At 71.8% G+C, this 12,431-nt stretch carries 11 protein-coding genes and 1 riboswitch; of the genes, 7 read left to right on the top strand and 4 right to left on the bottom strand.

Annotated features, from left to right (window positions below; translation table 11 throughout):
* Positions 1–526 precede the first annotated feature (526 nt).
* The 4 genes from Q1N79_RS17730 to Q1N79_RS17715 all read left to right on the top strand — a co-directional run bounded on the left by Q1N79_RS17730 (position 527) and on the right by Q1N79_RS17715 (position 5,365).
* Complete coding sequence (locus Q1N79_RS17730; protein ID WP_300610229.1) at positions 527–1,438, top strand: hypothetical protein; 912 nt, start codon at positions 527–529, stop codon at positions 1,436–1,438.
* Positions 1,428–2,678 (top strand): hypothetical protein, encoded by a 1,251-nt coding sequence (locus Q1N79_RS17725; RefSeq protein ID WP_300610226.1) that lies wholly within the window; start codon positions 1,428–1,430, stop codon positions 2,676–2,678. Before Q1N79_RS17730 ends, Q1N79_RS17725 begins: the two co-directional genes overlap by 11 nt.
* 92 nt (positions 2,679–2,770) lie before the next feature.
* Positions 2,771–2,861, top strand: a riboswitch (ZMP/ZTP riboswitch).
* A 25-nt stretch (positions 2,862–2,886) separates the two neighbouring features.
* Positions 2,887–3,798, top strand: coding sequence for a dihydropteroate synthase (gene folP / locus Q1N79_RS17720; RefSeq protein ID WP_300610223.1), 912 nt, complete (start codon positions 2,887–2,889; stop codon positions 3,796–3,798).
* Complete coding sequence (locus tag Q1N79_RS17715) at positions 3,770–5,365, top strand: amidohydrolase family protein (RefSeq protein WP_300610220.1); 1,596 nt, start codon at positions 3,770–3,772, stop codon at positions 5,363–5,365. Before folP ends, Q1N79_RS17715 begins: the two co-directional genes overlap by 29 nt.
* Positions 5,366–5,384: 19 nt before the next feature.
* Here Q1N79_RS17715 and Q1N79_RS17710 read toward each other — a convergent pair whose 3' ends face one another.
* The 3 genes from Q1N79_RS17710 to Q1N79_RS17700 form a co-directional block, all read right to left on the bottom strand.
* Complete coding sequence (locus tag Q1N79_RS17710; RefSeq protein ID WP_300610218.1) at positions 5,385–6,527, bottom strand: epoxide hydrolase family protein; 1,143 nt, start codon at positions 6,525–6,527, stop codon at positions 5,385–5,387.
* Between the two features lie 71 nt (positions 6,528–6,598).
* Positions 6,599–7,882, bottom strand: a complete 1,284-nt coding sequence (locus Q1N79_RS17705; protein ID WP_300610215.1) for an AI-2E family transporter — start codon at positions 7,880–7,882, stop codon at positions 6,599–6,601.
* Positions 7,883–7,959: 77 nt separating this feature from the next.
* A complete protein-coding gene (locus Q1N79_RS17700; protein WP_300610213.1) occupies positions 7,960–9,195 on the bottom strand; it encodes a glycoside hydrolase family 3 N-terminal domain-containing protein in 1,236 nt (411 codons plus the stop codon).
* 77 nt (positions 9,196–9,272) lie between these two features.
* On the opposite strand from Q1N79_RS17700, the gene Q1N79_RS17695 reads away from it, so the two are divergent.
* The 3 genes from Q1N79_RS17695 to Q1N79_RS17685 all read left to right on the top strand — a co-directional run bounded on the left by Q1N79_RS17695 (position 9,273) and on the right by Q1N79_RS17685 (position 11,906).
* Positions 9,273–10,220: an aldo/keto reductase gene (locus Q1N79_RS17695; protein WP_300610211.1), complete on the top strand. Its 948-nt coding sequence runs from the start codon at positions 9,273–9,275 to the stop codon at positions 10,218–10,220.
* Positions 10,217–10,831, top strand: a complete 615-nt coding sequence (locus Q1N79_RS17690) for a TetR/AcrR family transcriptional regulator (protein ID WP_300610208.1) — start codon at positions 10,217–10,219, stop codon at positions 10,829–10,831. The genes Q1N79_RS17695 and Q1N79_RS17690 overlap by 4 nt, the downstream gene beginning before the upstream one ends.
* Before the next feature lie 67 nt (positions 10,832–10,898).
* Complete coding sequence (locus tag Q1N79_RS17685) at positions 10,899–11,906, top strand: LLM class flavin-dependent oxidoreductase (protein WP_300610205.1); 1,008 nt, start codon at positions 10,899–10,901, stop codon at positions 11,904–11,906.
* Here Q1N79_RS17685 and Q1N79_RS17680 read toward each other — a convergent pair.
* Positions 11,903–12,431, bottom strand: a 529-nt coding sequence (locus tag Q1N79_RS17680; protein WP_300610203.1) for a gamma carbonic anhydrase family protein, incomplete at its 5' end; no start/stop codon positions are given. The two genes, Q1N79_RS17685 and Q1N79_RS17680, sit on opposite strands and share 4 nt — an antisense overlap.

Below are 12,431 nucleotides of genomic sequence, written 5' to 3'. Positions count from 1 at the left end.
CCGCGGCCGCTGAAGGAAATTTTTACATCGAAGATGCCGTTTAGCGGAGCATTCATGCGGTAAGTATGGTTACCGAGATCCTGGATCTCGCGGTGTGCCAGCTGCCCAGCACGGCTGCCTCCTGGTTAGGAATCACGTGCGGCACGCGGATGCCGCTCTCATGACCGTCAATACACGCCGCGTACCGGCAGCTGCTCCGCGAACCCGGTCAACGTCGACCTCGCTGGCCTGGTTCGTCCGGCGGTCCTTCGCGCCTGGCCGCCAGCCGCGCGTTCTCGATGCGTCCGATGAGCCAGTATCGAAGAGCGCCACCCGCCGGACGCCCAATTCAACAGATCGCGGTCGAATGCGAGAATTCGTCCGGCACCCGAACCGCCGCCCGGAGCGGGCCGACTTAGCGTCCGGCTCTGCCGGACATTTCAGAAAAATGCCACCCAGGCGAACGCTGGGCTGCGGATACTGTCGATCAGGGCGTTCGAGCGGTAGCCAGGGGTGGGGCATGCCATCGGTTAGGCAAGAGCTTGCGGTGACGCGTACCGCGCGGTGGTACGAGGACGCGAGCCGCGCGCATCGCGCCGGGGCATGGACGGACCGGATCAAGGACTACGCGGCTCTGCGGGCGGTGCTGGCCGGCAACACGCAGGCGGAGCCATCGGCGACCGGGTGGCGACAGCCGCCCGTAGACCTGCCTCGCCTGCTCAAGCTCGTGGCCGAGCGCGCGCACTACGCGGGGGCCGAGCCTGTCTACCGGCGGTACAGGAAAGAGCAGCGCGGCCAGCCCATCACTCGCTGGGCGGGGCCTGACCCGGCCGTACGGCCGACGCAGGCGTTCCTCGCCGAGGCGAAGATCGCCGGGTTCTGGCCGTATCGGGAGGGCGTCGTCCTGGTGGCCGACGAGCTAGACCTCACCACGCTCGAGTGGGCCTTCGCGTACCTGCGTGCACTCGCCGCGTGGGCGCTCGACGAGCGGCCACTCGCCGCGTACCAGCCGGTCAGCGTGCCGCCCTGCGTGCCTGAGGACATGGCGGTCTTCGTCGCGTGCTCCGGCCGCCAGACAGGCGGGCCGGCCGCCGTCGCGCGCCTTACTGAGCTGGCCGGCGAGATCATCCGGGCCGTCCTTGATGACGTGAGCATGACGCCGCTTGGCGCGCTTAACGCGGTACGCGATGACGTGCGCCAGCTGCTCGCCCCGCCTGCGGCGCCGCTCGCCGATCAGGCGCTGCGCGCGGTCGCGGAGCTGTCAGACAGGATCATCCACGCCGGCGATGGCGAAACCGTGCTCACTCCCGATCAGGCCGACCAGCTCCAAGTCATGCTGCACAGCCTTACGTCGCTGCTCGCCAGCGTAACGCCGCTGCAGCGAGCCGGCCGCACGGGCGCCCCGCTCGGCAGCCGCTCCAGCGTCCCGCCAGGAAAGGACTCGGGCCGTGACCACTGATCCCGTCCTGGCGGCGGACGCACAGGCATGTGCGGCGGCCCGGCTGCGCGGCGCCACCCAGGCACTCAACGTCTTCGACCGGCGCTCGCCTGACGAACAAGAGCGCGCCTGCGCCTTCGCGATGGCCCTGCTCGCCGCAGGTGCCGAAGCGGCGGACTGGACCTTGGCAGGGCTGCCCCAGCTACCGCCCGGCCAGCCGGGCGGGCCGCGGCGCTACCAGCCTGAGGTGCTGGTCCCGGTCAGCCATCACTCGGTGCTGCTGCTGGCCAGGACCGCGATGAACCTGCACATCGCGGGAACGCGCGGCAATCAGCGTCCGGCGCTGTGGGCACGTCTGGCGCGGTTCTTCAGCGAATCGCTGCCCGCGTCCCAACCCGAGATGGTCCGGCTGCGTGAGCGTGCCCTGAACGCGCGCAGGGAGACCGCCGACACAGCGCCGCCGGTCTTCGACGGGCTCCGGTGGGTGCTGGATTACCACCGCCGCCAGCACGGCGAGGGCGCGTACCTGACCTCCATCGCCAGGACCAACCTGGCCCTGGCGTACCGGCATCGCCGGGGTGAGACCGACCTGGCCATGGTCACCAGCCTGGCCCAGGACGAGGTACGGGCCCGGACCGCGCGCTACGGTCCGCATCATTCGGTGACGTTGATGGCCCGTTCAGTGTTCGCGCAGGCCCTGCTGTTGCAGGCCGAGGAAAGCTCGGATGAGCAGGAGCGGCGCCAGCTCGCCCGCCGGGCGCTCACCGAGGTGACGGACATCCGGGCGGCCCGTGACCGGCTGTTCGGCGCAACTTCGCCAAATGCCGCGGTGAGCCGCCGGCATGAGGCCCGCGCCCTGCTGCTGCTCGGCGAGGCGGCGCTCGCACGCACGTCCCTGGAGCTGACCCTTGCCTTCGAGACTGCCCACAACAGCGGGTGCGAGACCCAGACCATCGCCTACACGCACTACCAGCTCGCCAAGGCGAACCGCGATCTCGGCGACCGTGACCGGGCACGGGCGCACGCGCTTGCGGCGGTCAGGATATTCACCCTGCACAGCCCAGGCAGCCGCGACGCCCGGCTGTCCGCCTCGCTGCTCGCGGAACTGGGGTGCCAGCACGAACGTGGGCCACAGCCAGCCAGGCAGGCCGGCGCCGCTGAATTCGTGCCAGGCTTGCCCGTGAACAGCCCCCGCGGAAAGCCGGTGAGCGCACCGTCCGGGCCTGCGGCGGCGTTCAGGTGCGGCATCCTTGACCTGTAATGCGCCGCGGTCATGGTCACGCACCGACAGTGTCCCCCGGTCCCGTTCTGTGAAGACGGCCAAAGACGGGCTCGCGGCCGTGTCGTATGGTGATGGCGGGCCGTGACTGGCGTTCGGGTGGAGTACCACCGGGGAGCGGCCTCCCGGACACTGCCGGGACAGCCGTGCGCCTGGGCGAGCATCCGATGCCGTCTACGGGAGCACGCGCATGCGCAGTCCAGTCACCCGATCCGCCCCGCTGCTTCCGGCGGGAAACCCCCGCATCGTCGGGATCGTCAACATCACCGCGGACTCGTTCTCCGACGGGGGCCGCTACCTGGACCCCGCAGCCGCGCTCGCGCACGCCCGCAGGCTGCGCGCGGACGGCGCCGATGTGATCGAGCTGGGGCCCGCCGCCAGCCACCCGGGTTCCGTGCCGGTCTCCGCCGCGGAGGAGCGGCAGCGGCTGGCCCCGGTCCTAGAGCGGCTCGCCGCGGACGGGATCGCGGTCTCGGTGGACTCGTTCCTGCCCGAGACCCTGCGGTTCGCCGTCTCGGCCGGCGCGGCCTGGCTCAACGACATCCACGGGTTCGGTGACCCTGGCCTCTACCCGGTCCTGGCGGCGTCACAGTGCCGGCTGGTCGTCATGCACGCCGTGCAAGAGGACGGGGCAGCCACCGAAGTCGTGACCGACCAGGCAGCGGTCCGGGAGGGGATGTACCGGTTCTTCGCCCGGCGGCTGGCCGCGCTGCGGGCAGCCGGCATCGGCAGGGACCGGATTGTCATCGACCCGGGGCTTGGCTACTTCCTTGGCGGCACCCCCGGACCTTCGCTGATGGCACTGGCGGAGATCCGGGAGCTGAAGGAGACCTTCGGCGTTCCCGTCCTGGTGTCGCCGTCGCGCAAGTCCTTCCTGCGCGCGCTCACGGGCAGGGACGTGACCCGGTCCGGGCCGGCCACGCTCGCCGCGGAGATCTTCGCCGCCTGGCAGGGCGCGGACTACATCCGCACCCACGACGTCGCAGCAGTGCGCGACGCGCTCGCCTTCCTGAGCGCCGTCAGCAGTGCGGCGCGCAGCGGCAGGGGCCCTACCCGGACGGAACGGAGTAACGATGTTCGATGTCCTGATCGCAGGCGGTGATGTCTACGACGGCTCAGGCGCTGGCCCTGTGCGGGCTGACGTGGGCGTCCGCGGCGACCGGGTGGCGGCGGTCGGTCGCGGCCTGCCGCGGGAGGCGGGGGCCGTTGTTGACGCGGCGGGCAAGGCGGTGTGCCCCGGCTTCATCAACATCCTCAGCCACTCGCACCTGAGCATCCTGCTGGATCCGCGGTCGCTCGGCGAGCTGACCCAGGGGGTCACCACCGAGGTGTTCGGCGAGGGCACCTCGATGGGGCCGCTGACCCCGCGGCTGAAGGCCGAGCTCGAGGACACCGTCCGGTACCTGGACGTCGAGGTGAGCTGGACCAGGCTGTCGGAGTACCTGCGGCACGTCGAGCGGCGCGGCACCGCGCAGAACGTCGCGTCGTTCATCGGCGAAGGCACGCTGCGCGCGGGCGCCGTCGGCTACAGCGACCGCCCCGCCACGCCCGCCGAGCTGGACCGGATGCGCCAGGTCGCCGCCGAGGAGATGGCCGACGGCGCGCTCGGCATCGCCTCGGCGCTGGTCTACCCGCCCGGCAGCTACGCCGGCACCGGCGAGCTCGCCTCGCTGTGCGAGGTCGCGGCCGGCTACGACGGCTGCTACGCCTCACATGTCCGTGGCGAGGGGGAGCAGCTGCACGCGGCCCTGGGCGAGTTCCTGGGGATCGTCCGTGCGGCGGGGCTGCGCGGCGAGGTGTTCCACCTGAAGGCCCTGGGCCGGCCGAACTGGCACTTGATGGACGGCGCGATCTCGCTCATCGAGGACGCGCGGTCCGCCGGGCTGCCGGTGACCGCCGACGTCTACCCGTACACGGCCGGCTCCGGCGGCCTGACCAGCGTTATCCCCGACCGGTACCACGAGGGCGGTGCCGCCGCCCTCTACGACCGGCTCGGCGACCCCGGGGTCCGGGCGGCGATCCGCGCGGAACTGTCCTCCTCCGGCCGCTGGAGCCGCGTATCGGAAGCGGAGAACGTGCTGATCCTCCGGGTCGCCGCGCAGGAGAACCGGCAATGGCAGGGCCGGACGCTGGCCGAGGTCGCCGCCGCCCGCGGGACCGACCCGCTTGAGACGGCGCTGGACCTCATCGCGTCAGACCGCTCCCGGATCCAGGCCGCGTACTTCTCCATGTCCGAGGAGAACCTGCGGGCCGCGCTGCGCCGGCCATGGACGGGCATCAGCTCCGACGCCACCTCGATGGCGCCCGAGGGCGCGTTCCTCCGGGCGCCCGTTCACCCCCGCGCGTACGGCAGCTTCGCCCGGGTCCTCGGGCACTACGTCCGGGACGAGAAGGTGCTGCCGCTGGCAGACGCGATCCGCCGGATGAGCGGGCTGCCCGCCGCCACGCTCGGCCTGTCCGGCCGCGGCGTCCTGCGGGCGGGCGGGTACGCCGACATCGTCGTGTTCGACCCGGCTACTGTGACGGACCGGGCGACGTTCGCCGACCCGCACCAGCTGTCGGCGGGGGTGAGCGAGGTCCTGGTCAACGGGAAGGTCACGATCAGCGGCGGCGCGTTCACCGGGGAGCTCGCCGGGCGCGCCCTCGCCGGGCCGGGGGCACGGCGGTGAGCGTGACGCGACTGGCAGCCTAGCGGAAAGCGCGGAAGGCGGCCCGCACCTCGCCGGTGAACGCCTCCGGCTGCTCCAGGGCGGCGAAATGGCCTCCCTTGCCCAGCTCGTTCCAGTAGCGCAGCTCCGGGAAGACCCGCTGCGCCCACCGGCGCGAGGGACGGTAGAACTCACGGGGGAAGATGGAGCAGCCGGCCGGGACGGTCACCGGGTCCACGGCGAGCTTCCCGGCGGTTTCCCAGTAGATCCTGGCCGCCGACGCCCCGGCGGCGGGGAGCCAGTACAGCATGATGTTGTCGAGCATCTCCTCCGGGGTGAACACGCTTGAGGGGTCGCCGTCGTTGTCGCTCCACGCCTGGTACTTCTCGCCGATCCACGCGGCGAGCGCCGCCGGGGAGTCGACCAGGCCGTAGCCGATGCTCTGCGGGCGGGTTGACTGGATCGCTACGTAGCCCTGGCCCTGGCCGCGGTGGCGGGCAAGGGCTTGCAGGGCGTCTCGTTCCCGGTCGGTGAGGTCGTCGCCCTCAGTGCCGGGGGCGGGGACGGCGGGCACCATGTTGAGGTGGATGCCGGCCAGGCTGGCCGGGTGCCGTCGGGCGAGTTCGATGGTGACGCGGGCGCCCCAGTCACCGCCCTGCGCACCGTAGTGCGGGTAGCCGAGCCGGTTCATGAGCTGGTCCCAGGCGTCGGCGATGCGGGACAGGTCCCAGCCCGGTTCGGCGGGCTTGCCGCTGAACCCGAAGCCGGGCAGCGTCGGGCACACGACGTGGAACGCGTCAGCCGCGTCCCCTCCGTGCGCCACCGGGTCACTCAGCGGGCCGATGACCTTGCCGAACTCGACGACCGAGCCGGGCCAGCCGTGCGTCAGGAGCAGCGGGACCGCGCCTGGATGCGGGGAGCGGACGTGGACGAAGCAGATGTCAAGGCCGTCGATCGCCGTCCGGAACTGCGGGAACCGGTTGAGCCGCTCTTGCGCGGCGGCGAAGTCGTAGTCCTCCAGCCAGTACCGGCACAGCTCGCGGACCCAAGCCAGCGGGGTGCCCTGCGACCAGCCGCCGGCGGTCCCGGGCTCCGGCCACCGGGTCCGGCGCAGCCGCTCGCGCAGGTCATCGACGACAGCCTCAGAAAGGCCGACGCGGAAGGGGGTGACGGCATCGTTCACGTGCGCTCCTGCGGGCAGGCCTCGTATTCCGGCCCCACCTCTCTTACTTCGGGTGGGCGATGGAGACCCGTTTACTTCGGGTGGGCGATGGAGACCCGTTCGGCCGAGGCCGGGGCCGGAGCCGGGGCAGGCGCCGGGGCAGGCGCCGGGCGCGCCACCGGCTCACCGGCCGGCGCGGCCGGCGTAGCCGAGGCGGCGGGCCGGCTCGCCGCCGTCCCTCGGTCGTCGGCACGCACGGGAGGCAGCAACCCGGATACCCGCCACGCCTCGCGGACGACTACCTGGAGCGCGCCTGCCGCCGGGATGGCGAGCAGCGCGGCGACGAACCCGCCGAACAGCCCGCCGATCCACGACCCGACCGACGCTCCGACCAGCACAGAGATCAGCACGAGCAGCGGGCTGATGCGTACGGTCTTGCTCATCACGACCGGGTTCAGCACGTGGTTCTCGAGCTGCGTGTAGACGAGGAACACGATCAGCGTCACGACGCCGGCGACCACCGAATGGCCGGCGGCGAACAGCACGGTCGGAATCCCGGCGAGCGCGCCGCCGATCATCGGCAGGAAGTCGACGAGCGCGACCCAGATCGCCCACAGCTGGGGGAACGGGACGCCGAGCGTGAGCAGGGTGACGAACACGACAACGCCCGCGATGACCGAGGTCAGGAAGTTTCCGAGCATGAACCCCACGACCGCGCGGTTGACCTCGGAGGCCACCCGGTTGACCTCGTCCGCCTGTGCGGGCGCGAGCAGGCTGAGGAAACCGCGGCGGAGCCTTGGCCCCTCCAGCAGCAGCAGGAGCACCAGGATGAAGATCGTGGCCAGCTCGACCACCAGCGAGAGCGCGCCCTCGCCGATCGTCAGCGCCGGCTTGCTGAGGTCCTGAGCGTACGTCACGAGCTTGGGGGCGTTCTGCGACACCCACCGCTGGACGTGGTACTTGCGCGCCAGTTCGCCGAGCCAGCCCTTGCCGCTCTGCACGCTCTGCACGTACGACGGCAGCTTGTCGGCGAGGTGGGTGATGGCGCTCACCAGCGGGGAGCCGAATGCCACCGCCAGCCCGAGGAACGCCAGCAGCGCCAGCAGCGTGACAACGGTGACGGCCAGGCCGCGGCGCCGGACCACGTAGCGCTGCAGGAGGAGCACGAGCGGGTTGAGTATGAGCGCGACAAACCCGGCGACGAGCATCAGCAGGACCACGTCGCGCAGCCGGTAGACCAGCTTGCCTGCCAGGTAGAAGAACGCGACGACGAGCACCGCGACGACGATCGTCCGCAGTGGGACGCCGCTCTTGTCGGCTGCCCGCCACAGCCGCGCCATCCGGAAGCCGGCTGGCCGCTGTTGTTCCTCGCTCACTCTTACAGCATGTCAGGTCCGCGAAGGCTTGGGGCAAGTGGGGACGAACAGATTGCGGCTCGCCCCAGCCAGCGCCGTCAGCATGGCAGCAGGCCATAGGCCTGCTTGGCGTCCAGGATGCGCGTCACGGCCGCGGCCACCACGGCGGCGAAGTAGGGGTCCGCGGCCACCTTCGCCAGGACCGCGGACGCCATCGTCTCCGCGGGGGCCAGCGACTGCGAGGTGATCATGTCACCGCCGGCGGACAGGAACTCGATCGCGCGCTGCCCCGCGGGGATCGCGGCCACCGCGGCGGCGTCGCCGAGGTCGTCGGAGATGATCACGCCGCGAAAGCCCAGCCCGGAGCGGAGCAGGCGCATCACGACCGGCGAGAACACCGCGAGATGAGACGGGTCGATCTTCGTGTACGTGGCCAGCGCGACCATCACGAACGGCACGCCCGCGTTGATCGCGTCGCGGAACGAGTTCAGGTACGGGTCGGTCGGCGTCGTGACGGTGTCCACCACGTTGGAGGTGAAGTCGGTGTTGCCCGTCACCCGGCCGAGCCCGGGAAAGTGCTTGGCGGTCGTCGCGACCCCGGCCGAGGCCATGCCCGCGATGAACGCCGCGCCATGCTCGCCGTTGACCTGCGGGGAGAAGCCGAACTCCCGGTCCAGCTCCCCGATCGGGGCATTCGTGCTCGCGGTGCCTGACGGCACCACGTCCATCACCGGCGCCAGGTCGAGGTTCACCCCCGCCGCCCGCAGCTGGCCGCCCCAGAGGGCGGCTTGCTCGCGCAGCGTGGCGACCGACCACGAACCCTGAGTCAGCGCGGACGGCATCACCGAGAACCCGGGGCCGGTGAGCGCCTGCACCTCACCGCCTTCCTGGTTGGCGGCCACGAAGAAGCGCACGCCGCCGGTGATCGACGCCGTGGCAAGCGACTGCATGTGCGCGGTCGCGGCGCTCGCCGCCGAGACGCCCTCGGAGGTGTCCGCGCCGAACAGCAGCGACCCGAAGTGGTACTGCTGCAGCGCCGCGGTCGTCACCGGCCCGGCAGCGTCCGCGGACAGGCCCACGAGGAACAGCTGGCCGACACGCTGTGCCTCCGTCATCCGTCCGTACACCTCGGTGACGCAGGCGGCCTGCGGGGAGGCCGTCGTCGGGCCGTCTGACGGCGCGACCGCTGACGGAGTCTGGCTTTCCTGGGGGCCCGGCCCGGGCAGGACCGCTCCGGCGTTGGAGCTGCAGCCGGCGACGGCCTGGCAGAGCGCGGCGGCCAGCGCGCACGCGACGACCGCCCGTACGCGCCATCGGCTGCGGGGTTTGGCCACCTCACGACTGTAGTGGCATTCCCAGGGCTAGAATGAAAACTATCCGTTCAGTTTCTTGTCGACAGGGAGGCCGCGTCGTGACGGAGCTGGCCACGACCACACTCGGCGGCACGGGCATGGAAATCACCAGGATCGGCTTCGGCGCCTGGGCCATCGGCGGCGGCGGCTGGCAGTTCGGCTGGGGGCCCCAGCAGGACGAAGAGTCGGTCGCCGCGATCCAGCGCGCGCTCGCCCAGGGGGTGAACTGGATCGACACCGCGGCGGTGTACGGGCTTGGGCACTCCGAGGAGGTTGTCGGCAAGGCCATCTCCGGCCTGGCGCGCAAGCCGTACGTCTTCACCAAGTGCTCGCGGCTAGAGGGTCCGGGCGGCACGATCGTGAGCAGCCTGCGCCGCGATAGCCTGCTGCGCGAGGCCGAGGCCAGCCTGACCAGGCTCGGAGTCGACGCGATCGACCTGTACCAGATCCACTGGCCGCGTCCGGCGGACCAGCTCGAGGAGGGCTGGTCGGCGCTGGCCGAGCTGAAGGAGCGCGGCCTGGTCCGGCACATCGGCGTGTCGAACTTCGACGTCGGGCAGTTGCGCCGCATCGCGCAGATCGCGCCGGCTGAAACGCTGCAGCCGCCGTACTCGCTGGTCGACAGCCACGCGGCAGACGCGATCCTGCCCTATGCGGGGCAGGCGGGCATCGGCGTGATCGTCTACTCCCCCATGGCCTCTGGCCTGCTGACCGGGGCCATGACCAGGGAGCGGATCGCGAACCTGCCCGACGACGACTGGCGCAAGCGCGACGCCCGCTTCACCGAGCCGCAGCTGACGCGGCACCTTGAGCTGGCCAGGCGCGTCGCGAAGGTGGCCGAACGCCACGGCACCACCCCTGGCGCGGTCGCCATCGCCTGGACGCTGCGCAACCCCGCGGTCGACGGCGCCATCGTCGGCTTCCGCAGCCCGGCGCAGGTCGACCCGCTGCTGCCCGCCGCCAGCCTGACGCTGACCGACGCGGACATCGCCGAAATCACAGGGTGAACCAGGGCAGCGCCGAGCCGCGGGCACGGTCACGCGGCCAAGGCCGCCCGCGCAGCGAGCCCGCCAGGCAGGCGATCCTCGCGGCCGCCGCCGAACTCCTGCTCGCCCGCGGGCTGTCCGCGGTCAGCATGGACGCGGTCGCCGACCGAGCCGGGGTGAGCAAGGCGACGATCTACCGCTGGTGGCCAAGCAAGGAGACGCTCGCGCTCGACGCGCTGCACGAGCAGTGGGCGACCACCGGGCAGGATCCGCCGGCCACCGGGACGCTGCGCGGCGACCTGCTCGCGCTGCTGCGGCCGTGGCTCGACCGCGCCGATGACCGCCCGTACGGCCGGATCGTCGGCGCGCTGATCACCGAGGCGCGGACGGACCCGGTGTTCGGCGCCATGTACAGGGAACGGTTCGTCGAGCCGCGCCGGGCGCAGGCGCGGACGGCCTTCCGGCGGGCGCTCGCGCGCGGCCAGATCCCGGCGGGCACCGACGTGGAAGCGGCCATCGACCTGCTGTACGGCGCGCTGTGTCACCGGCTGCTGCACGGCCATGCGCCGCTGACCCAAGAGTTCGCGCAAACCGTTGTGGAAATCGTCGTTGCCGGTATCGGCGGGATTTAAGAGCATTATCCCGAACGGACAGTGGTGACTGTCTATGCCAGACCGCGCTCCCCGTGGAGGAACGACGATGCGCTTCGGGGTCTTCGACCACAACGACGCCTCCGGCCGCCCGCCCGCCCGGCAGATCGCCGAGCGGCTCGACCTGGTCCAGGCGTACGAGCGCCTCGGATACCGCGCTTACCACATGGCCGAACACCACGGCACCCCGCTGGGCATCACGCCCTCGCCGCATCTGATGCTGGCGGCGGCGTCGCAGCGCACCCACGCGCTCAGGCTCGGCACGCTGATCTCGATCCTGCCGCTCTACCACCCGCTGCGCGTCATCGAGGAGGCGTGCACGCTGGACCAGCTCACGGGCGGGCGGCTTGACCTCGGCGTGGGGCGCGGCATCTCCCCCATCGAGACCGGGTTCCACGGCGTGCCTGGCGACCAGGCACAGGACCGGTTCAACGAGGCGTTCGAGATCCTGCGCGCGGGGCTGACCGCGGAGGTCGTCGACTTCCACGGGAAGTACTACCAGATCGACGGCGCGCCGGTGGTGACCCGGCCGGTGCAGCGGCCGCTGCCGCTGTGGTACGGGACGCGGACGCTGGACCGGGCGCTGTGGTGCGCCCGGCTGGCCATGCCGATGATGGCGCTGGTCCCGTCCGAACGGGTCCGCCCGCTGACCGACGCCTACCGGGCGGAGTGGGCCGCCCAGGGCCGCGCCGAGACGGACCTGCCGCCGCTCGGCATCACCCGCTCCGTGGTCGTCGCCGACACGAACGAGGCGGCGATGGCGATCGCCAACCGGGCGTTCGTCCGGTTCAGGTCGAACTTCGAGCATTTGTGGCGCAGGTTCGACGTGCCGCTGCCCGCGGTCCTGTCGGCGGACACCTACGAGGGCATCCACGCGACCGGTCACTTCTACGCGGGCGACCCGGCGGGCGCCCGCGCCTGGGTCGCCCGGCACCGCGACGTCGGCGGGATCAACTACATGGCTCTCGAACTGTGCTTCGGCGACATGACGGCGGCCGAGACCCTCCGCTCCGCGGAGCTGTTCGCCACCGAGGTCATGCCCGCGTTCGCGAGCTAGCCGACGGGCCGCACGCTGGCCGCGTGTCGGCGGGCGAGGGCACGGTAGACGGCGGGGTTCGTGTCTACCCACTGCTTCGCCCCCGGGCTGAGCTCGCCGACGACCCGGGCGGGCACGCCCGCCGCGAGCATACCAGCCGGGATCTGCATCCCCGGCGGCACCACGGCGCCGGCCGCGACAAGGGCGCGGCTTCCGACGACCGCGCCGTCGAGCACCGTCGCGCCGTTGCCGATCAGCGCTTCGGGGCCGACGACCGCGCCGTGCACCACGCACAGGTGCCCGACCGTCGCGCCCTCGCCGATCTCGGTGACCGGGTCCCAGCCGCCGTGCAGGACCGACCCGTCCTGGATGTTCGCTCCCCGCCGGACGACGATAGGCCCGAAGTCGGCCCGCAGCACCGCCCCGTACCAGACGGACGCCTCGTCCTCCACCCGCACGTCCCCGACCAGGGTGGCGGTCGGCGCGATCCACGCCCCGGCGCTCACCGTCGGCTCATGACCTTCAAACGCGAACAATGGCATCCGC

Source organism: Trebonia sp. (assembly GCF_030042015.1).
GTDB lineage: Bacteria > Actinomycetota > Actinomycetes > Streptosporangiales > Streptosporangiaceae > Trebonia.
This window is presented reverse-complemented; position numbering and strand designations above follow the sequence as displayed.

Excerpts from the sequence above, each read along its gene's own strand:
- Q1N79_RS17685 (WP_300610205.1), top strand. The coding sequence starts at position 10,899 with ATGCGCTTCGGGGTCTTCGACCACAACGACGCCTCCGGCCGCCCGCCC.
- Q1N79_RS17715 (WP_300610220.1), top strand. The coding sequence starts at position 3,770 with ATGTTCGATGTCCTGATCGCAGGCGGTGATGTCTACGACGGCTCAGGC.
- folP (WP_300610223.1), top strand. The coding sequence starts at position 2,887 with ATGCGCAGTCCAGTCACCCGATCCGCCCCGCTGCTTCCGGCGGGAAAC.